At 41.7% G+C, this 20,305-nt stretch carries 26 protein-coding genes and 1 tRNA gene; 13 read left to right on the top strand and 14 right to left on the bottom strand.

The features are described from left to right. Nucleotides 1-17 precede the first annotated feature (17 nt). Nucleotides 18-1,247, bottom strand: a complete 1,230-nt coding sequence (locus INP83_RS09015; protein ID WP_146268648.1) for an NADP-dependent isocitrate dehydrogenase — start codon at nucleotides 1,245-1,247, stop codon at nucleotides 18-20. A 155-nt stretch (nucleotides 1,248-1,402) separates the two neighbouring features. Here INP83_RS09015 and INP83_RS09010 point away from each other — a divergent pair, with 155 nt between their 5' ends. Continuing rightward, nucleotides 1,403-2,119, top strand: coding sequence for a hypothetical protein (locus tag INP83_RS09010; RefSeq protein WP_146268649.1), 717 nt, complete (start codon nucleotides 1,403-1,405; stop codon nucleotides 2,117-2,119). A 50-nt stretch (nucleotides 2,120-2,169) separates the two neighbouring features. Then, a complete protein-coding gene (locus INP83_RS09005; RefSeq protein WP_255563282.1) occupies nucleotides 2,170-2,598 on the top strand; it encodes a hypothetical protein in 429 nt (142 codons plus the stop codon). 79 nt (nucleotides 2,599-2,677) lie between these two features. On the opposite strand, the gene INP83_RS09000 is transcribed toward INP83_RS09005, so the two are convergent. Further along, nucleotides 2,678-4,528, bottom strand: coding sequence for a DNA polymerase III subunit gamma/tau (locus INP83_RS09000; RefSeq protein ID WP_219127141.1), 1,851 nt, complete (start codon nucleotides 4,526-4,528; stop codon nucleotides 2,678-2,680). A 72-nt stretch (nucleotides 4,529-4,600) separates the two neighbouring features. Continuing rightward, complete coding sequence (locus tag INP83_RS08995) at nucleotides 4,601-4,897, bottom strand: hypothetical protein (protein ID WP_219127140.1); 297 nt, start codon at nucleotides 4,895-4,897, stop codon at nucleotides 4,601-4,603. 201 nt (nucleotides 4,898-5,098) lie between these two features. Between INP83_RS08995 and rpsF the strand changes: the two genes are divergently transcribed. From rpsF to mtgA, 4 genes are all read left to right on the top strand, one after another. Next, nucleotides 5,099-5,464 carry a 30S ribosomal protein S6 gene (gene rpsF / locus INP83_RS08990; protein ID WP_117393838.1) on the top strand — a complete coding sequence of 122 codons (366 nt, stop codon included), beginning with the start codon at nucleotides 5,099-5,101 and terminating at the stop codon, nucleotides 5,462-5,464. Then, nucleotides 5,464-5,727: a 30S ribosomal protein S18 gene (rpsR, locus tag INP83_RS08985; RefSeq protein WP_095705209.1), complete on the top strand. Its 264-nt coding sequence runs from the start codon at nucleotides 5,464-5,466 to the stop codon at nucleotides 5,725-5,727. Before rpsF ends, rpsR begins: the two co-directional genes overlap by 1 nt. Before the next feature lie 16 nt (nucleotides 5,728-5,743). Beyond that, entirely contained in the window at nucleotides 5,744-6,187 is a 444-nt protein-coding gene (rplI, locus tag INP83_RS08980) for a 50S ribosomal protein L9 (RefSeq protein ID WP_146268653.1), read from the top strand. Between the two features lie 116 nt (nucleotides 6,188-6,303). Next, nucleotides 6,304-7,044: a monofunctional biosynthetic peptidoglycan transglycosylase gene (mtgA, locus tag INP83_RS08975; RefSeq protein ID WP_219127139.1), complete on the top strand. Its 741-nt coding sequence runs from the start codon at nucleotides 6,304-6,306 to the stop codon at nucleotides 7,042-7,044. A gap of 7 nt (nucleotides 7,045-7,051) precedes the next feature. Here the strand turns inward: mtgA and INP83_RS08970 are convergent, their stop codons facing one another. The 3 genes from INP83_RS08970 to INP83_RS08960 all read right to left on the bottom strand — a co-directional run bounded on the left by INP83_RS08970 (nucleotide 7,052) and on the right by INP83_RS08960 (nucleotide 8,504). Beyond that, nucleotides 7,052-7,339: a YciI family protein gene (locus tag INP83_RS08970; RefSeq protein WP_219127138.1), complete on the bottom strand. Its 288-nt coding sequence runs from the start codon at nucleotides 7,337-7,339 to the stop codon at nucleotides 7,052-7,054. A 132-nt stretch (nucleotides 7,340-7,471) separates the two neighbouring features. After that, complete coding sequence (locus INP83_RS08965; RefSeq protein ID WP_219127137.1) at nucleotides 7,472-7,897, bottom strand: hypothetical protein; 426 nt, start codon at nucleotides 7,895-7,897, stop codon at nucleotides 7,472-7,474. Between the two features lie 127 nt (nucleotides 7,898-8,024). Continuing rightward, nucleotides 8,025-8,504, bottom strand: coding sequence for an ABC transporter ATPase (locus INP83_RS08960; RefSeq protein ID WP_219127136.1), 480 nt, complete (start codon nucleotides 8,502-8,504; stop codon nucleotides 8,025-8,027). Nucleotides 8,505-8,551: 47 nt separating this feature from the next. On the opposite strand from INP83_RS08960, the gene INP83_RS08955 reads away from it, so the two are divergent. Further along, nucleotides 8,552-9,037 carry a hypothetical protein gene (locus INP83_RS08955; protein WP_219127135.1) on the top strand — a complete coding sequence of 162 codons (486 nt, stop codon included), beginning with the start codon at nucleotides 8,552-8,554 and terminating at the stop codon, nucleotides 9,035-9,037. Further along, nucleotides 9,034-9,603, top strand: a complete 570-nt coding sequence (locus INP83_RS08950) for a hypothetical protein (RefSeq protein WP_219127134.1) — start codon at nucleotides 9,034-9,036, stop codon at nucleotides 9,601-9,603. Before INP83_RS08955 ends, INP83_RS08950 begins: the two co-directional genes overlap by 4 nt. Before the next feature lies 1 nt (nucleotide 9,604). Here INP83_RS08950 and INP83_RS08945 read toward each other — a convergent pair whose 3' ends face one another. Genes INP83_RS08945 through INP83_RS08935 form a run of 3 tightly spaced genes read right to left on the bottom strand, consistent with a single transcriptional unit; the run spans nucleotide 9,605 to nucleotide 12,168 of the window. After that, a complete protein-coding gene (locus INP83_RS08945) occupies nucleotides 9,605-10,393 on the bottom strand; it encodes a (Fe-S)-binding protein (RefSeq protein ID WP_219127133.1) in 789 nt (262 codons plus the stop codon). 6 nt (nucleotides 10,394-10,399) lie between these two features. After that, complete coding sequence (locus INP83_RS08940) at nucleotides 10,400-10,831, bottom strand: DUF2750 domain-containing protein (protein WP_219127132.1); 432 nt, start codon at nucleotides 10,829-10,831, stop codon at nucleotides 10,400-10,402. A gap of 38 nt (nucleotides 10,832-10,869) precedes the next feature. Further along, the gene (locus INP83_RS08935; protein ID WP_219127131.1) at nucleotides 10,870-12,168 is read right to left on the bottom strand and encodes a (Fe-S)-binding protein; all 1,299 of its coding nucleotides are present in this window, start codon (nucleotides 12,166-12,168) and stop codon (nucleotides 10,870-10,872) included. Nucleotides 12,169-12,391: 223 nt separating this feature from the next. Between INP83_RS08935 and INP83_RS08930 the strand changes: the two genes are divergently transcribed. After that, nucleotides 12,392-12,467 (top strand) — tRNA-Phe (locus tag INP83_RS08930). Between the two features lie 87 nt (nucleotides 12,468-12,554). Here INP83_RS08930 and INP83_RS08925 read toward each other — a convergent pair. Continuing rightward, on the bottom strand, nucleotides 12,555-12,773 hold the full coding sequence (locus INP83_RS08925; protein WP_146268663.1) for a hypothetical protein: 219 nt from the start codon (nucleotides 12,771-12,773) through the stop codon (nucleotides 12,555-12,557). 182 nt (nucleotides 12,774-12,955) lie between these two features. Between INP83_RS08925 and INP83_RS08920 the strand changes: the two genes are divergently transcribed. Together INP83_RS08920 and INP83_RS08915 are read left to right on the top strand one after the other, a co-directional pair. Continuing rightward, nucleotides 12,956-13,150, top strand: coding sequence for a hypothetical protein (locus INP83_RS08920; protein WP_146268664.1), 195 nt, complete (start codon nucleotides 12,956-12,958; stop codon nucleotides 13,148-13,150). A gap of 103 nt (nucleotides 13,151-13,253) precedes the next feature. Next, on the top strand, nucleotides 13,254-13,595 hold the full coding sequence (locus INP83_RS08915) for a HopJ type III effector protein (protein WP_219127130.1): 342 nt from the start codon (nucleotides 13,254-13,256) through the stop codon (nucleotides 13,593-13,595). A 37-nt stretch (nucleotides 13,596-13,632) separates the two neighbouring features. On the opposite strand, the gene INP83_RS08910 is transcribed toward INP83_RS08915, so the two are convergent. Both INP83_RS08910 and INP83_RS08905 read right to left on the bottom strand, forming a co-directional pair. After that, nucleotides 13,633-15,960, bottom strand: a complete 2,328-nt coding sequence (locus tag INP83_RS08910) for a family 78 glycoside hydrolase catalytic domain (protein ID WP_219127129.1) — start codon at nucleotides 15,958-15,960, stop codon at nucleotides 13,633-13,635. Nucleotides 15,961-16,267: 307 nt separating this feature from the next. Next, a complete protein-coding gene (locus INP83_RS08905; RefSeq protein ID WP_219127128.1) occupies nucleotides 16,268-17,458 on the bottom strand; it encodes an ROK family transcriptional regulator in 1,191 nt (396 codons plus the stop codon). Nucleotides 17,459-17,565: 107 nt separating this feature from the next. On the opposite strand from INP83_RS08905, the gene INP83_RS08900 reads away from it, so the two are divergent. Both INP83_RS08900 and INP83_RS08895 read left to right on the top strand, forming a co-directional pair. Beyond that, entirely contained in the window at nucleotides 17,566-18,117 is a 552-nt protein-coding gene (locus INP83_RS08900; protein WP_219127127.1) for a GNAT family N-acetyltransferase, read from the top strand. Nucleotides 18,118-18,198: 81 nt separating this feature from the next. Then, entirely contained in the window at nucleotides 18,199-18,480 is a 282-nt protein-coding gene (locus tag INP83_RS08895; protein ID WP_146268668.1) for a hypothetical protein, read from the top strand. A 43-nt stretch (nucleotides 18,481-18,523) separates the two neighbouring features. Here the strand turns inward: INP83_RS08895 and INP83_RS08890 are convergent, their stop codons facing one another. Further along, on the bottom strand, nucleotides 18,524-19,093 hold the full coding sequence (locus INP83_RS08890) for a MarC family protein (protein WP_146268669.1): 570 nt from the start codon (nucleotides 19,091-19,093) through the stop codon (nucleotides 18,524-18,526). Between the two features lie 3 nt (nucleotides 19,094-19,096). Next, complete coding sequence (locus tag INP83_RS08885; protein WP_219127126.1) at nucleotides 19,097-20,263, bottom strand: MFS transporter; 1,167 nt, start codon at nucleotides 20,261-20,263, stop codon at nucleotides 19,097-19,099. Nucleotides 20,264-20,305: the final 42 nt, after the last annotated feature.

The following is a 20,305-nucleotide window of genomic DNA, read 5'->3' as shown; positions in this document are numbered from 1 at the left end:
AAGAAAGCATCAGATAATTACTTACCCAATTTCTTTTTCAGGTTTTCGTCGATAGCTTCTAAAAACTCCTCGGTATACAGGTAATCTGTTCCATGCTCAACCTTTGGTTTAATGGTAATAGCAAGGTCTTTCGTCATTTTACCGCTCTCAACAGTTTCAATACAAACCTGCTCTAAAGCGTGGCAAAAATCTATCAGCTCCTGGTTACCATCCAGTTTACCACGGAACTCTAAACCACGTGTCCAAGCAAATATAGATGCAATTGGGTTGGTTGAAGTTGGGCGGCCTGCCTGGTGCTCGCGGTAGTGACGGGTAACTGTACCGTGTGCTGCTTCTGCTTCCATAACTTCGCCGTTTGGTGTAACCAAAGTAGAGGTCATTAAACCTAATGAACCAAAGCCTTGGGCTACGGTGTCAGACTGTACGTCGCCATCGTAGTTTTTACAAGCCCAAACAAAGTTACCGTTCCATTTAAGGGCCGATGCAACCATGTCATCAATTAAGCGGTGCTCGTAAGTAATGCCGGCAGCGTCAAATTTAGCTTTGTAATCGTTTTGGTAGATCTCTTCAAAAATGTCTTTAAAACGGCCATCGTATTTTTTAAGGATGGTGTTTTTGGTAGACAAGTATAAAGGCCAGCCTTTCATTAAAGCCTGGTTAAAACATGCGTGCGCAAAACCTTTGATAGATTCGTCGGTGTTGTACATAGTTAAAGCAACGCCATCTCCCTTAAAGTTAAATACCTCAAAAGATTGCGGTTCGCCGCCATCCTCTGGTGTAAAGGTTACGGTAAGTTTGCCTTTTCCTTTAGTCAAGAAATCGGTAGCACGATACTGGTCGCCAAAAGCGTGGCGGCCAATGCAGATAGGCGCTGTCCAGTTTGGAACCAAACGTGGTACATTGCTCATTACAATAGGCTCACGGAAAACAGTACCGTCCAATATATTACGGATAGTACCATTAGGTGACTTCCACATTTGTTTTAAGCCAAACTCTTGTACGCGTTGCTCATCAGGCGTAATGGTAGCACATTTGATACCTACACCATATTGCAGTATAGCGTTAGCAGCATCTACGGTTACCTGGTCATCTGTTTCGTCGCGATACTCGATACCAAGGTCATAGTACTTAATATCAACGTCAAGGTATGGTATTATTAATTTGTCTTTTATAAACTTCCAGATGATGCGGGTCATTTCATCACCGTCCAGTTCAACAACCGGATTTGCTACTTTAATTTTCGACATCGCTTGTTATGATTTTATTTTAACGGTTTCAAACATACATATTTTTTTATTTGCAAAGATTTATACCCTCAACTAATTACAAAAAGTTGTTTTTTAAAATGAGGCTGTTACCTTTACATTCAATCTGTGCTCCCTAATGCAGTTTATTGTTCATTATGACCAAATTGTTCATTAAAGGTACTTTTTTAACACTGGCATTTGCGGTTATCTCTTTGGCTGCTAAAGCCCAGATAGGTTATGATTATGCCCAGTATGATTTAGGCTTGGGTGGGGCTTACAACACTGTTTACGGCGATGCACAAACAACCAAAGGCACTCCTTCTGCTGCCGTTAGTTTCAATTTTAATCAAACACCTTATGCCAATTACATTTTTGAAGTTCAGGCAGGTACTTTAGAAGGTGGTGATAAACTGTCTACCACGGGCAGATATTTTAAAAACTCTTACACAGCTTTGGTTTTTAGAGGGCAGCTGCAAGCCGGCGAAATTATAGATTACAGTGGCGGCGGCATTATGGCGGGATTGAAAAACCTTTACCTTTCTACTGGTGTGGGTTACGTGCTTAACAATATGAAAGACATCAATCGCGTTTCGCAGAAACTTCAATATCCCAACGGCGACCCGTTTTATTCTGGCGGTCTCAATAAAAGCAACGAGCTATACATACCCGCCCGCATAGGTTACGAGTTTAAATTCTTTAACCAATACAGCCAGCCTTCATTTAAGATAGATGTTGGTTATCAACTAAATTTTGACCTTACCGATAATTTGGATGGCTTCACAGCTGGCAAAAGCAAGGATGTGTGGTCGCAGATCAGTATCAACCTAAAATTTGCGCTTGGCGGCGTAACCTCATATCGTAAAACTTTATAAGAACCGTTTTTGGCAGGATTTTGGTTACTGTTTTATAAACATTTAAACCTATGAATACCACCGAGCCAAATGACGATTTTGTAACCGACCCTGAAGATAGGAACACACCCCTTGAAGGTGAAAATGATGACATTGTAGATGATGAGAACCTTAACTACGATGAACAATCTAACAGTTATGAATACGATATAAAGGGCGATAACGAAGATTACGATCACCCGGACCCGTACGATACTACCGCCAATAATGGTGAGGATATCGATTCTACATATGACGAAGCTAACCCGTATGATACCAAAGGTGAATACGATGCCGACCGTTCGTTAGAAACGGATGCAGAATCATTAGGAATGCATATTGACAGTGGTAAGATAGTTGAGCTAAACCCGCGCGACGAAGCATTAGCTCACACGCCCGAAGATGACAGGGATGACCTGGACGAGGAAGGCTATCCTAAAAATGATACACCAGAGAAATAATCAATACCAGGTAAAAAGGACGGCCCGATAAGCCGTCCTTTTTATTTAGTCTATACTTGTTTACTCAATCTACACTTGATCAATCGAAATCAAGGTTAAACCTGCTCCTTAATTCTAACAATTGGGGGTTCTTTGCAGCCAGGTACTGAAATTTCTCTAACGAGGTATAAGGTTTACGCACAGCAGTAGTTTCCTCCACCCTTACATTTACTTCAATATCAAAATTTCTAAGGGTGGTACGCAGGTAATTGAGCAAATATGGGCGCTCTTCTTTAAAGGCTGCCTCCTGTACTTTGTTTGATACAACGATCTCGTAAATTTCCTTGTTGATATGTTTTGGAGCGTTGGCAGTAAATATGGTAACAAGGCTCATGGCTTTACCATCGGCTTTTATCTTGGCCGCGTAATTACTCCAGCTTTGCAGAAACTGATCTTGCGTAAAGGCTTCTTTGTCCTCACCCTTTAGATACGGATCTTCTTCTTCCTTAGCTTCCTCTTCTACTATTTTACCCAATTCATTAAACTTAGGTATCTTAATGGAAGAAGTCGGAATATTTATGTTTGGCACAAAGCTGTTTACTTTCTCTGCAGCAGGTTCTTTGACTGCAACAGGTTTGGCGCTTAACGACGGTGTAGCGCTTACCGGAGCAGAAGTGACAGGCGCCGACTGCGATATTTTACCTGTATTGTAACTTACAGGAGTATCGCGAACTATAGCAACATCGTCATTTATTTTGGATTGCGGCGGTGACTGATTTAATGAGGTATCAGGTTTTTTTTTTAACTCTCCGTTGGGAGCAGCTGCATTACCGGCCGGCATACTTGCCAGGTTAAACACGGATTGCAGGTTGCTCATTTTCAGCAACGCCAGCTCAACCTGTAGCCGCTGGTTCTTACTCTGCTTATAACCTATCTCGCATTGGTTGGCAATATTCATGGCCGATAACAGGAACGATGCCGACGCCGCCTGAGATTGCTGCAGATAACGCGCCTTGATGGTTTCGCTTACCTCGAGCAATTTAATAGTAGAGGTATCTTTACCCACTAACAAATTCCGAAGGTGTTCTGACAGACCTGAAATGAAATGCGCTCCGTCAAAGCCCTTTGATAATATCTCATCAAATAACAATAGCGTTTGAGCGCTGTCTTCTTGTAATAATCTATCGGTTATATTAAAGTAGTAATCGTAATCGAGGATGTTAAGATTATCTATTACGGCTTTATAAGTAACATTGGCACCGGAGAAGCTAACTATCTGATCGAACATCGATAACGCATCCCTTAAACCGCCATCCGCTTTTTGGGCGATGATGTGTAAGCCGTCATCCTCATAAGAGATGTTTTCTTTGTTGGCGATATTGGCAAGGTGCCCCGACATATCCTCTACCCTGATGCGGTTAAAATCAAAGATTTGGCATCGGGAAAGTATGGTTGGCAGTATTTTATGCTTCTCGGTTGTAGCTAATATAAATATGGCATAATTAGGTGGTTCCTCAAGCGTTTTCAGGAAAGCGTTGAACGCTGCCTGAGACAGCATGTGCACCTCATCAATAATATAAACCTTGTAGCGTGCTGCCTGTGGCGGTATACGAACCTGATCGATCAGGCTGCGGATATCGTCAACCGAGTTATTTGATGCAGCATCAAGCTCGTGTACGTTAAAAGAATTGCCGTTCTGGAAAGCACGGCAGCTATCGCACTCGCCACAAGCTTCACCATTTGGCTGTAAATTGGTACAGTTGATGGTTTTTGCCAGGATACGCGCGCATGTTGTTTTACCCACCCCACGTGGCCCGCAGAATAAAAATGCCTGTGCCAGCTGATTATTCCTGATAGCGTTTTTTAACGTATTGGTTATATGTTGCTGACCAACAACGGTTTCAAACGTTGCCGGGCGATATTTACGTGCCGAAACAATAAAATTATCCACAGGCACTAAGGTAGCAAGAAAATGGCTAAGCTGAAAGGCTAAATCAGTATTTAAAGGCCGGCAAAGTGAAGCTTATTGAAGGTCGTCATCCGGTAAATGGTCAGCATCTTCAGGGTCAGGCTCATTCACATCGTCTCCAACGCGTATCTCCTTCAAGTCGTTACGCCACTCGGTTTGGTCTTCAAAATCCTCGTCTTCCTCATCATCCCAACAGCCCTCTTTTGGCAGGCTTTCGTCGGGGGTGTTCAGATTTAATTCGTCGGCAAGGTTATCAGAACCATCGCCGTCGTCATCGGCGCCTGGGGCTTGCATTAATAAAATTGCATATTCTAAAGCGTTGAACGCATGGGGTTGATAGCAGTAATTCATGGCGATGTTATTTGATTTGAGAACGACAAATAACATGCCATGCGAAGGATGTAACATATATATAATACAGATAAATATTATATGCCTTAATATGCTGTTGTTTACGGTAATTTAAGCGAGTAAATGTCTTTGAAAATAAATTTATTCTTTGTACATTTGCAGCCCCGATATACCGGGTAAATAATTAAAAATCAATTTATAATGCAACAGTACGAAACCGTGATCGTTCTAACCCCGTTGCTTTCAGAAGACGTTGCGAAAGAGGCAATTGCCAAATTCACAAAGATCTTAACTGATGGCGGAGCCGAAATTGTCCAAGAAGACAATTGGGGTTTGAGAAAATTAGCGTACCCAATTCAAAAGAAAACTACAGGGTACTATCACTTAACTGAATACAAGGCTCCGGGTGATTTAATTAACAAATTGGAGGTTGAATTCAGACGTGATGAGCGCGTTCTGCGTTTCTTAACTATTGCTTTGGATAAACATGCCATTGCTTACAACGAGAAAAAACGCAGCGGTGCTTTCAACAAAAAACCTGCAGCTAAAGCGGAGGAGAACAACTAATGGCAAACGACCAAATTAAATACGTTACTGCTCCAAAAGTGGAGGATAACCGTAAAAAATACTGCCGTTTTAAAAAGAACGGTATCAAATACATCGATTACAAAGACGCTAACTTCCTTTTAAAATTTGTTAACGACCAGGGTAAAGTATTACCTCGCCGTTTAACAGGTACTTCATTGAAGTTTCAGCGTAAAGTGGCACAGGCCGTTAAACGCGCGCGCCACATCGGTTTATTACCTTATGTTACAGACTCATTAAAATAATCAAGGAGGTAAACAAATGGAAGTTATTTTAAAACAAGACGTAAAAAACCTCGGCGATAAAGACGATGTAGTGAATGTAAAGCCGGGTTACGGCCGCAACTTTCTTATCCCTAAAGGTTACGCTATATTAGCTACTGAAAGTGCACGTAAAGTTTTGGCTGAGAACATCAAACAAGCTCAGTTTAAACAAGAAAAGATCCGCAAAGATGCTGATGCTATTGCTGCTAAATTAGAAGGTGTAAAACTTACTATCGGCGCTAAAGCAGGCGAAAGCGGTAAAATTTTTGGTGCTATCAATACCATACAGGTTGCTGATGCATTGAAAAAAGAAGGTTTTGACGTCGATCGTCGCCGTATCACTTTTGACCAAGAGCCAAAAGTATTGGGCGAGTACGTTGCTAACGTAAACCTGCATAAAGAAGTAAAAGTTCAGGTACCTTTTGAAGTAGTAGCTGAATAATTATAATATCCCGGTTCCTGCTCTTTTAGAGTTTAGAACTTAGGATTTAGAATTTTAAAAAAGGAGTTTGGCATTTGCCCTGCTCCTTTTTTATTTACCTTACATTTACATCTTAAATGGCTAAAAAAGCGCAACCCCGCAAAAAAAGCAAGACCACAGGCATTCACCGTAATGGCATCTTAAAACTGGTGTTACGTGTTGTTAAACTTGTTTTTATTTTGTTTGTGGGCTCAAGCCTGTTTTTCGTGATTTTGTACCGTTTTGTGAATCCTCCGGTTACCTGGTTAATGATACAGCGGGGCTTTGAACGCAAAGGCCGCGGCCTGGAGTGGAAGATAGACAAAAAATGGGTGGACTTTGACCAAATTGCTGACCCTATGAAACGCGCTGCCGTTGCTGCCGAAGATCAGACGTTTTTAGAGAACCATGGTTTTGATTTTCATGCGATAGAAAAGGCGATAGAGAAAAACTCAAAAAGCAAAAAGCTGATTGGTGGCAGCACCATAACGCAACAAACAGCCAAGAATGTTTTCCTTTGGCCGGGGCGCTCTTTTGTGCGCAAGGGACTTGAGGCATGGTTTACCGTGTTGATAGAGGCTTTTTGGGGCAAGAAGCGGATTATGGAAGTATATCTCAATGTTATTGAAATGGGCGATGGTATATATGGTGTGGATGCAGCATCTCAATCCTACTTTCATAAGCCAGCATCACAGTTAACCAAACGGCAGGCAGCTGCTATTGCAGTTATATTCCCAAGCCCGCTGCGTTGGAGCGCCACCAACCCTACCCGCTATCTAAAACACCGGCAGTACCTGATATTAAAAAACATGCGAAGGTTAGGACCGCTGGAGTTTTAAAAGAACATTACCTGATTATACCGTTTATGACCGGATGGCTTTTAGACGCGTTAAATTCTGTTATCGAAAATTCCGCAAGATTGTGTTTATGAAACGGATCTTCAGCAATTATCTTTTCTAAAATTTCTTTTGAATCTGCCTGGGCTATAATTACACCACCAGTACGTGGCACTTTCCTGCCGCTCATTAAAAATACGTCGGCCTTGTAATATTTATCAAGGTAACTAACGTGCGCAGCCATATGCTTATCTAATTCCTCCAGCGGCGCAGTATAATGTAAATCAATAATAAACATGATCTTTAAACACTGAATTATAAAGAAAGTTCGCAAAGGCCACGCCTTAATACAAAAAACTACTTTAATAAAAATCCCCGCGGATCATAAGGTCACGCGGGGACATTTTGTTTTATTTGACGCTAAATTGGATTAGTTTACAGAGATGACACCATTATCTGAGCAAATGTTGACATTATTGAATGTAGCATATTGCCCTGTAATGCTGCCAAAGGTAGCACAAATTTGATAAGCGAACCTGTAAGTTGAGCCCGGCCCACGTAAGTACACACTATAAACCCCACCCACTACGCTGATGGTTTGCGATGTTGTAAAATTAAAAGAGGCATTTGTACCGCCGGAGAATTGCGGAACGAGTTGAAATTGAAAGGTGCCGCCGCCAGTATTGTTTTGCACTGTTAAATTGTACATAATTGGTTTAACAGCATTTACGTCTGGTTTTGCATTGATGCTTGAAGCAACAGATTCTTTTGCCTGAGCGTTGGCGAAATTCGTTTGTGCTTTAACCGCAAAGCAAAACATAAACATCACACTGCATAATAAAATGGCTTTTTTCATGATAAAAAAGATTAAAGGTTAATAATTGATTAAAGATAACATCCTACACACTAATTAATTGCTATAGATATTATCTAATCATTAACTTTTATTTGCCATTTATGAAAACGTAAACCAATGGTTAAATTTACGACAAGCTTCCAAATAGCTGTACATGCCAGCTTTCGTTAAATGGAACTTCCCATTTTGTGCGCAGGTCTGCAAGGGTTTGCACAAGATTATTAAATACGATGGTGTCGCCCTTGATCTTTGCCTCTTTAATCAAGTTCTCAAATTGTTGCCTCGGAACTGATCTGATGACATCGCCATCACGGTAAGCCAAATTAAATCGATCAAATAAATTAATGCCGAAGTGCTGTTCCAACTGCTTTATAAAATGAACAGATTTATCTATTGAACAACCACTTGCACCTGCCTGGCTTTCATCCACAAACAAAATCAAAAAACGGTTGTATCTAATTTCGGCCTTGGCTAATAACTGGTTATTGTGTGCTGTCCAACTGCGGGTAAAGTTGTCTAACAAAACCTGCGCTTCCTGCGCCTCTAATGCTGTTAATTCCCTGTCCGATTGGTAGATCCAAACCCGTGAATGTGAAGAAAATTCCATGGAACAAATTTACTTGATTTTTTAACTTAAGAACAGTTTAAGTTGTCATGCGAGCATCAATTGTAAAACCTGTTTTGAAAATTCGCCCGGGTATTGCGCTATTGGCTATTTGCCTGTTATTATGCAGCTTTAAAGGTTTAATGGACGACCAGGAATGGACGGCATGGGGCAATCGCTTCCTCAACGAGACGTATGACCCCTCAGTTGATCCCAATATTAAAAAGTTTGAGATCAACCTTACACCGGATCATTTTATCCGGTTACGAAAAACTTATCAACAGGGTAAACAGGAGTATTTCTCATTCAGGATAAACCGCATGGATGCCCTTAACTTTAAGCCGGGAACAGCCAATACGGATACTATCGAATTTAAAACCGTTACAGACGATATCATCTATCAAACCTTTGAAGACCCTGCCGGCGACCTCGACTCCATGGTTACCCAGTGGGATATACCCGTGAAGAAACTGTCGCCAAAAAGGCTGGACAGTTTAAAAGAAGCGTTGACATTTCTTAAAGGAAAAAATCCATGAGATATATTTTGATTGTCTTTCTCATTTGTTTTGCAACAGTTACTGAAGCACAAAATATAACCAAGCAACAAATTGATAGCTGGTTATTAAAATGTGATACTGCTTATAAGCCCGGAAAGATATCAGGCTACGCATTTAATAAAATAATGTATGAGCCTAAAGACTCTATAAAATTAAACAGCGACCTGGCATTGATCAAAGGCACTGACCTGCTAACTATCGATCCTTTTTGGAATGAAGAACTAATGCCTTCTACAAATAACCCTGGAAAAATTACGGTATTGATTTTAAAAAAAGGTGAGCAGAACAAATTTATAAAACAATCAACTTTGAAAACAGCATTAGCTAAATATACAAAGCCTGAAGCCGCTAAAAACGGAATTGTCTCCAAAGAACCGATACTTTTAATCAACGGGCAACCAGTTCTTCAAACAGATTGTTTTACGAGGTTATCAGCGGTTAAACCGGAAAATATAACAGACATTTATTATAGCAAACATCCGGTGCCGCAAGAACTGTACGGCCCAAATGCCAAAAACGGCATTGTTACCGTTTGGATCAAATAGCTTACAGGCCGTTCGCCTTAACCGTGATCTCGGCGATATCGAGCACTTTTATTTCCTGCTCCTTTTCCATGTGTTTTACGCCATCGGTAAGCATGGTCATGCAGAAAGGGCAGCCTGATGCGATAACGTTGGCTTTTGCTTCTAACACATCCTTCATTCGTTCATCGTTGATGTCCTTTTTACCCGGCTCAGGTTCTTTAAACATTTGTGCGCCACCGGCTCCACAGCAAAGTCCGTTGCTTTTGCAACGTTTCATTTCAACAAGGTCGGCATCTAAAATTTCCAAAGCACGGCGGGGGGCTTCGTAAACATCATTGCCCCTACCAAGGTAACAGGGATCATGAAAAGTAATCTTACGGCCTTTAAAGCTCTCGCCGCCTTCGGCTTTTAACTTGCCATCGTCTATGAGTTGCTGTATCAATTGCGAGTGATGTATCACTTCATAATTGCCGCCTAGAGCAGGATACTCATTGCGGATGGTATTGAAACAGTGCGGGCAACCGGTAACAATCTTTTTAATGTTGTAGCCATCCAGCACCTGTATGTTGGTCATGGCTTGCATCTGGAACAAAAACTCGTTACCGGCACGTTTGGCAGGGTCGCCGGTGCAGCCTTCTTCTGTACCTAAAACCGCGAAACTAATGCCTACATGCTGTAGTATCTTACAAATGTCGCGGGTTATGCGTTGCGCACGTTCATCAAAACTACCGGCACAGCCAACCCAAAACAGTATCTCAGGTTGTTTGCCTTCGGCAGCCATTTCGGCCATTGTAGTTATCCTTTGTTCCATAAGCTTTTATTCTTCGCTAATGCTGCTTATAAATTCTTTAATGCTGCTGTAGCCGGAAAATGTAATGCCCGAATTAACTTCATTCAACCGATTTAAGATATCCATCGCCAGGTCAATAGCATCAACTTCTACTCCCTGCATTTGTGCATTCCAATTGATCCCTGCCTGCGTATCATTCTCTGCCATTTCAATGCACCAATTCTCCAAAAAATCTGCTAAAAATATCTCAGTCGGCAGAAAACCTTTCCAGTCATCACGTGCACAAGCTTTAGCCTGGGCTCGGTCATTCCAAAACGGGATAACTGCATCAGCATCGCCACTTGCCTCTGCATTTGCCCAGCCGCCTTTACCTTTCAATCCCCATACCGACCGGTTGGCTGCGGCCTTTTCCACAAATGTTTTATATATGGCTTTAAAAGCCTCTGTTTCTTGATCCATTAATTCCTTTTTATGATCCATCAAATCTGGATCATTAACTAACTTTTTTCCGCCCAATTCAATCTATCTGCCTGGCTGTACTTCCAAGGAGCACCATTGTTTTCCATATTGCCAAACATGTTGTTTAAACTTGCAGGCGCCTGTGATTCTTCCATTACTATATACCTCCGCATTTCGGTAATTATCTCCAATGGGTTGATGTTAACCGGACAAGCCTCTACGCAGGCATTACAGGTTGTACAGGCCCATAATTCCTCTCTGGTAATGTAGTTATCCAGCAAAGTATTTTCGTCGGTAAAATCCTTTCCGTGCTTGTCTATGTTGTTACCAACTTCGGTGACCCTATCGCGGGTATCCATCATGATCTTACGTGGAGATAGCTTTTTACCAGTGATATTTGCCGGGCAAACCGACGTGCAACGCCCGCACTCAGTACAGGTATAGGCATCCATCAGGTTTTTCCAGGTGAGGTCGGTCACGTCCTTGGCGCCAAAGCGGCTTACATCAGCAGGCTCGGGTACAAAAGACGGATCAAGCATGGCCTTTACCTCGTTGGTTACCGAAGCCATATTAGTGAATTGTCCTTTAGGCTTAAGCCTGGAATAATACGTATTTGGGAAAGCCAGCAAAATGTGGAAATGCTTTGAGTAAGGCAGGTAATTTAAAAAAGCTAATATGCCTACAATGTGAAACCACCAGCAAACACGCTCTGCAACAACCAAGGCACTTGCTTGCGATGGCAGCAAAGGCGCTATAAACTCACTTACAGGGAAATTGCCGGCTTGTAAATAATGGCCGTAATGCAACGCCTGTAACTTATAGTCGGCAGCATTCATGGTCAAGAAAGCCGCCATTAACAATACTTCCGTAATCAGGATATAGTTAGCATCAGATTTTGGCCACGCGGTCATTTCCTGCCCGGTGAAACGCTTTAACTTTAATACATTACGCCTCACCAGGAAAATTAAGCATGCTACCAGTACCAATAACGCCAATACCTCAAAGCTGCCTATAAGCAAGCCATAAAAGCTTCCCAACGGTTTGGAAAATACCCGGTGCGAACCAAACAGGCCATCTATCAATATCTCCAATACCTCTATATTGATGATCACAAAGCCTACATACACAAACAAGTGAAGGATGGCCGCTACGGGGCGCTTGGTCATTTTACTTTGACCGAGAGCTACACGCGCCATGGTTGCCCAGCGTTCAGCCGGACGATCACTAAAATCTGCATCCCTTCCCAATAAAATATTACGACGGATCTTAGCTGCATTTTTCCAGAAGAGGTAAACTGCAGCGGCCAATATGATAAAAAAGATAGCTTGTCCGATCATAATTTATTATGCATGCATAGTATTTTAATAACGAAAATAGTTATTTGTTTTAATGTTACAAGGTATGAAATGTTTTAGATGCAGATGATTTAGCTTGACAAAAAGCTTTTTTAAATTAATGCACTGATAATCAACAGCAGATATGCCGCAGTTGCCCTATTTTGAAAAAAAAATTTTAAAAACTGAAAAAAACGCTACATTTGCAGACCCCAAACGGGATGATGGTGCCATAGCTCAGTTGGTAGAGCAAAGGACTGAAAATCCTTGTGTCGCTGGTTCGATTCCAGCTGGCACCACCAAAAAAGCAAAAGCCTTTAGTCGAAAGATTAAAGGCTTTTTTGTTTCAGTTATTGAACAAGCGCATTGTCCAAGCAGCTATAATTCATCTATACCAGATCGCTAATGTCGCTTTTGTGTTTCTTTAATTTACCAGCCTTTTTCTTTAGATAGTCTTTTGCATGCTCTTTAATATCTTCGCCGGCTTCTTGCAACTCACTTTTCTTTTTGATGTATAAGTAAGTAATAGCACCTGCAAACATTGCTCCTATAAGGAGACCTGATATTAGTATACCGTGATTGTCTTCTTTTTTGAATGGATTTTTCATAACGTTTAATTTAAATCAACAACGCGCGGAACTGATTTTGGTTTACGTGATATAATCGGATCCGCATTTCCATAGGTTTCAACTGCCAAATTTTCAGTTCTGGTAGATCGATATTTAATAGTTTACGGCTTTATTGAATCAGCTATAAATCATATATTCGTTTAATATTACAACCCCACAAAATGAACCTTATTTCAATATTTGGATTAATTGTTTTCGGCCTCGCTGCTTTGCTTGCTTTAGGCGTTATATTCTTCACCATAGTTAAATACATCCAAAGAAAATATTACCCTACCTGGAAGTTCCCTGATTACGTAAGTGTGGGCTATGCAGAATATCTTTACAAGAAATTTGTTAAGAAAGAAATTCCCAAATAAATAGGCTCTTATTCTTATTAAATCTGGTCATGTTAAAATTGCTTTAGGCAAGTTGCCCAACTTTGTGAATATTTGTGGTAACGTACTTGATAACATGAGCAACATGAAAGAACAAATAAAAACCTTGCTAAACGATATCAAACAAAGTGCATTATCCTTTAGCGATGTACTGAAGTTTATAGAAACCGATTATGAACACCAGCCTACGGCATTTAAAAATGGCGAGGCTTATAACGAGGCAACACAAAACCAAGGCAGCGCAAAAGTTTTTGCTTTTGCGCAGTTAAACGGCTTAAGCCAGGAAGATACCTTGTATCTATTTGCAGAGCATTACCAATCGGTATTGAATAATCCTACCGGTACTGATCATCAAAACATAAGGCAGTTTATATTGAACGGCTGGCCGGGCATCTCTTTTGAAGGTGAAGCTTTAAAAGAATGGTAAAAACATAAAGCTCCCGGTTGTGCCGGGAGCTTTTTTGTTAATTGCTAAAGTGGTAATTCCCGGCGGAGATATTTTTCTGCTGAATATTTTTTCCTTCAGCATCCGGTAAGTAAACAACAGCGGCACTTCCTTTAGGAATGGTTGCATCAAGTGTAAACTTCCCATCGGCTATTTTCCAGCTAACAATTATCTTACCTTGAGGACAGATATATGATGCCTTGCACCAGGTTAACCCGCCCCCCAGATCAGGGCGAATGATCACTTGTTTATAACCCGGGCTGCCTGCCTGTATACCTGCTATATGCTGGTACATCCAATCGCCTATGGCGCCATAAGCATAATGGTTAAAGCTGTTCATGGCCGTAGTTTGAAAGCTACCGTCGGGTTTTATACCATCCCATCGCTCCCAAATGGTTGTAGCACCCATTTTAATGGGGTACAGCCAGCTTGGATATGTATCCTGTAGCAAGAGCCGGTAAGCTTCCTTTGTATGCCCGAATCGCGAAAGCACATGGCAAAGGTATGGCGTTCCCAAGAAACCGGTAGTGAGGTGATGGTCGTAAGCCCTTATTTTACTCACCAGGTAAGATGCCGCCGTTGGGCGGTCTTTTTCTAACAGCATATCAAATTGCAGGGCAAGCACATAAGACGATTGAGTATTGCTTAGTATGCGACCGCTATAAGTTGTATACTCTTTACGATAAGCATCTTTAATCCGGTTAAGCAATGCTGAATAGTAATTTACATCTTCTGTTTTACCTAAAACACGTGCAGCGTTGATAACCAGTTGTGTGCTGTATGCGTAAAAGCACTGCGCTATTTCATACTTATCTGTTATGGCATCGCTGCCATCATCGGTAGGCGAATGGTAGCTTAGCCAATCTCCAAAATGGTCGCCTTTGTTCCATAGATCATTTGTGCTGTTTTGGGTCATAAAACCAACCCATTTTTTCATCGATTCATACTGTTGCTGCAATATTTCTTTATCGCCGTAAACCTGGTACATGGTCCAGGGCACAACAGTTGATACATCGCCCCAACCGGCGCTGCCTGCTGCACCATCCAGAATATCGGGCACCACAAAAGTGACTGCCCCATCTTTCCGCTGGTCTAACGCCACATCAACCATCCATTGCTTAAAAAAATACTGCACATCAAAATTATACGCTGCTGTGTGGGCGAACACTTGTGCATCACCCGTCCAACCCAAGCGTTCATCGCGCTGAGGGCAGTCTGTAGGTACGTAAAGAAAATTACCTTTTTGCCCCCATTGAATATTATGCTGAAGTTTATTCAGCATAGGGTTAGAGCATTCAAACGTGCCGCTCGGTTGCATATCTGCGTAAATAGCAACTGCAGTAAAGTCTTCAGGATCAGGATCTGCCCTAAGCCCTTTAATCTGGATGTACCTGAAACCGAAATAAGTAAAATGAGGTTCAAAAAATTCCTCGCCCTGCCCTTTTAAAATATAGGTGGATTTAGCTTGTGCTCCCCGCAAGTTTGCGATGTAAAAATTTCCTGCTTTGTCTAATACCTCGGCGTGCTGTATGGTAATGGTATCGCCCTGCTTACCTTTAACTTTCAGCATCACCCAGCCAACCAGGTTCTGACCAAAATCCAGCACCTTTTCTCCTTTGGGAGTGGTTATAACTTTGATTGGTTTAAATACTTCATGTTTGGTTGCCGGGTAACTTTCTGTTGGCACTAATTTACCTGCATAATCGTCGGCAATCCTGACGGGCTTATCTATTTGCATTACACGATTGTGATCGATAGTTTCTCCGTTATTGATGGAAGATTGCCTGATCGGCCCTTCTCCGCTTTTCCAGGAATCATCAGAGATAATGATCTCTTTACGGCCATTAGTATAGGTAACTTCAAGCTGGCAGATAAGGGATAACTTAGTACCAAAATAATTACGCCTGTTCTCAAACGCCAGGGCACCGCGATACCAGCCATCACCCAAAGTTACCTGCAGGATATTATCGCCTTTTTTAACAAGATCAGTCACATCCCAGGCTTGGTAAGCTATGCGTTTATTGTAACTTGTCCAACCGGGAGTAAGATATGCGTTACCTACCCGCTTGCCATTAATTTGAGCCTCGTACAAGCCACGACTGGTAATAAATAACCTGGCCTGCTTAACTTTCCCTGATGAGTCAAATTGTTTGCTAAAGTATTGTGAGGGATGATTTAAACTATCCTCCGGATATCCTATCTGTATCCAATGAGCCTGCCATTTTGTAGCAAGATTATGTAAAAATGCAGGATCGGCACCTGATTGGTCTTTTTGGGCAAAGGCATTACTCACAAGCATAAAAATAGCTGCCAGCAACACGCCTGGTTTAATTAGGGAACTTCTCATAATTGGCGTAAGAATAACAGCCTAATATAATACAAGTACTAAACATTCTCATATCCATTAAGTCGCAATAATATTGTTACATAGCGCATTAGCGGTTATCAGCATTTTTGTCGCCTGCTTATAAGGTTGCAAGGTTCCTTCTATCGGCTGGCCTTTAACGTGTATAAAATCGCAGAGATATTGAAAGCTGCAATATCCTTGTTTCTCAAGCAAACAAAAAAAGCTGCCCCGGCGAACCGGGTCAGCTTTAACTAACCTCAATCAAATATTTAAATCTTTATTGCACCAGCTAAGCCGGGCTATCTTTTTATTTAAAATCGCAACTTTCTATTACCAGTGTTGCGGCACCTAACAGCTTGGCATTGGCCGCCAACTGCGATACCTCTATCTCTGTTTGCTCGGCCAGCCATGGTATGCAAAACTCATTAATGGCCTGCTGTATAGGTGCCATTAAGATCTTACCCGCCGTGGCCCCTTTTCCACTAAGTACAATAAGGCCCGGGTTCATGATATGTATCAGGGTTGATATCCCCTTCCCTATCAAAAATGCTGCATCAGATAATATCGATACAGCCAACGGATCGCCTGCACGGGCAGCTTTTAAAAAATGTTCTACCGGCAACTCCTTACTGCTTTTATATATCTTTTCCATACTTGAGCTGGCGCCGCTGTCAATTTCATGCTTTGCCCTTTCTATCATCACCAGTAATGAGGCGTCAACTTCCAGACAGCCACGTTTACCACAGGAGCACATCTTGTTAGTTTGCGAAAGTGGTATATGGCTAAACTCGCCGGCATAGCCTGTGTGGCCTCTAAACAGCTGACCGTTTACTATCATGCCCAAACCAATGCCCCAGCCTACGTTAACAACTAATACATCCTTGTGCTTTTTCCCTGCGCCAAATTTTAGTTCGGCAAGTGCAATAAGGCTGGAATCGTTATCAATGTAAACCGATAGTTCTATTTCGTTAGCTAAATATTCTTTAAGACTGGTACCTCCCACCGGTTTAAAATAGCTGTGGTTTACACCTTCATCAGCGTTGACAAAACCCGGCATGCCAATTCCTACACCTAATATTTGCTCTGCCGGTATTCCTGACCGCCGGATATAACTCCTGATAAACCCGGTAAGTTTTCCCAACGTCGAGGGATCATCTTTAGTGATCAATATTTCGATAGTTTCCGGGGCAATCTTTGCGTTGTTATGCATATCATACATCACTATCTGCGTAACAAACTGATCTATTGCTACCGCCACTATGTAGCGCTTTAGATGGCGGTTCAGCAAAAATGATAATGCCCTCCTGCCACCTGTTGACGGTGCCAACCCGTGTTCCAGTATATAACCCTCCTCAACCAGGTTATTTACTGTTGTGGTAACCAGCGGCAAACTTTTATGCGTTAGTTTACTTAATTGGGTTAGGGTAAGGCGTTTGTTATAGTAAAATTGTTTGATAAGCTCCTTCCTTAGTAGGTCGTGCTTTTTAATAACGATCATTAAACAGGTGTTGGCTTATCAAACTTAGCTTAATAAATTAAGTATTAAATAACCTTATTATTTTATTTATAAACGCTGTTTAACAAAATATTAAGCAATTTTACCATATGATAAGGGACGCCAATCCGAACGATGCAAAATCAATAGTACCTTTAATACTGCTGGCTATGGGCCCGCTTGCCACCAAATTCGCCAATAGTGATGATCTGCAAGTACAAACAGATCTGTTTAGCCAATTTGTGGCTGCAAAGGACAATCAATATAGCTATCAAAACATATTGGTTGAAGAAGAGAATGGAAACATTGCGGGCATGATAATGGCCTATGATGGTATAAAGCTGCAGGAATTACGCAAACCATTCCTCGATCATATAAAACAGAAAAACGGTTTTGCGGGTGAACCCGAAGACGAGACCCAAACCGGCGAATATTATATAGATTGCCTGGCTGTGTTACCCCAATGGCAGGGCCACAGCTTAGGGAGTAAGTTAATAAAGGCCATGTGTTATAAAATAAAAGAAGAAGGGCATGATACGGTAGGCCTCTTAGTTAGCCGCCCGGAGGCTAAGCGCCTTTACGAACGGTTAGGTTTTAAAGTAATAACTGAGGTAACCCTTTTGGGTGTTCAGCATCAACACATGCAGTTAAGATTATCTTGATCATCTACTTTCGTTAGGTTCTGTAGCGTGGGAACAATACCTTTACATTATAAACGTTTTTTAAACTTATCCCTGCACAAAATGAAATATACTGCATCACGCCTTTCCGAAGGTAACAAGATTTTCCCGGCACAGGTTATTGTAGAGCCAACCGGCATTACGGTTAGGATCCCCGGCTTTTTTAGCGGCGATGAAACCACTGTTGCTTATAACAGCATATCGGCAGTTGAGATAGATACCCCGCTTATCGGTTTCTCAACCATTCGCTTTTATCATAACGGCAATAAAGTAGAGGCACACGGCTTTTCAAAAGCTGATGCCAAGGCTATTAAACAAGCCATTGAAGTTGGCAGGAGCCGGTAAAAAAATATAAAAAGAAATAGCCGCCTAATGCGGCTATTTCTTTTTATAGTCCGGAATTACTTCTGAACAATTTTATGGCTATCGCCAACAATATCACCCCAAAGGCTTTACGCAATATGTGCAAGCCAGTTTTACCCAAAAGTTTTTCCAGCCATTTTACGTTCTTAAGCACCAAATAAACAACCAGGGTGTTCAGTAAAATACCTACTACTATATTTTGTGTTTGATATTGGGACTTTAGGGAAAGCAGAGTTGTCATGGTACCAGCACCGGCTATAAGCGGGAATGCTATGGGAACAATCGACGCAGCTTCCGGCACTTCTTCCTTAAAGAAAGTAACACCCAATATCATCTCCAGTGCGATGATAAATATCACAATGGAACCGGCTATCGCAAACGAAGATATATCCAAACCGATGATGGCAAGTAGTTCGTCGCCTACAAATAAAAAGGCTATCATCAGCACCAGGGCGGCTATACTTGCTTTCTCTGATTGGATATGCCCAACCTTTTGGCGCATCTGTATAATAATAGGGATGGTGCCCATTATATCAATGATAGCAAAGAGAATCATCGTAACAGATAATATCTCTTTAAAAATGAATGGATGCATAGCTTAGGATTGCTTTTCTTTTGTTATTAACCGAATGCTAAACAAAAGTGCAATTAAAATATAGAAAGCCGATAAAAAGAAAACACTATGTACCGAAATTACCGTTATTAACCCGGCCGTAATTGGCCCCAATGTTTGCCCTATGGATATATAAGCCTGGTTTACTCCCATCACCTCGCCGCGTTCCTTTTCGTCGTTATGGTCGGCGATGATGGCATTAAGCATTGGGTTACGTAAGCCGTTGAATAATCCGTAGACGCCTATTGAAATGGCAAACAGTATCAAAGCGGTAGCAAATCCGGTGAGCATCATCATCCCAAAACAAAATATTGTAGAGATCAGCAAAATAACCGATTGCAAGGGGATCAGCTTTTTTATAGCGGGCACAAGCAATTGCATCAAAATGCCCGTGATACCAAAACCAGCATAGAATAACCCGGTTTGTGATGTGCTTAATTTAAGATCATCAACGCTAAAGGTTTGAAAACCGATTATCATGGCAAATTGGGCCATGGTCAGCAAAAAACCGGTAAATATTGCCGTACCGATCACGGGCTTTTTTAAAACTGTTATCAATGAAGAGATTTTAAAACCCCCGCCCTGCTTTTTTGCATTTTTGTTGTGGTTGGTCTCTTTCAGGAAAATAAACGATAGTACTACGCCCAACACCGCTATTCCTGCGGCAAAAAAGAAAGGCACATGCATCCCAAACTTACTCAACAAACCACCCACAGCCGGGCCGATAACAAAACCAAATCCAAAGGCAGAGCTTAATATCCCGAAGTTTTTGGCCCGGGCTTTTGGCGATGAAATATCAGAGATCATGGCTTGGGCAACAGAGATGTTTCCGCCGGTTAACCCGTCAAGGATCCTGGCAGCAAAGAGCATTAAAACGCTGTTAACCAAGCCAAATAAAACGAAAGAAATAGCCGTCCCTATCAAACTGATGATGAGGATTGGCTTGCGACCCCATTTGTCTGACAAGGACCCGAGGATAGGCGTAGCTACGAATTGTGCCATGGAGAAGGCTGCAGTCAACAAGCCAATGGTGTGCTCGGTAACGCCAAACTTTTTGCCGTAAGGATAAAGCAGGGGTATAATAATGCCGAACCCCATTGAATTTATTACGGCTATTAATACCAGCACCCAAATCATCTTGTTCACCTTCATGCCCTTACAAAAGCCATGAAAACAAAAAAGGTTCTGCAATGC

Source organism: Mucilaginibacter sp. 21P (assembly GCF_019331605.1).
Taxonomy (GTDB): Bacteria; Bacteroidota; Bacteroidia; order Sphingobacteriales; family Sphingobacteriaceae; genus Mucilaginibacter; species Mucilaginibacter achroorhodeus.
The sequence above is the reverse complement of the archived record's forward strand: the minus strand, read 5'-3'. Positions and strand labels throughout refer to the sequence as shown.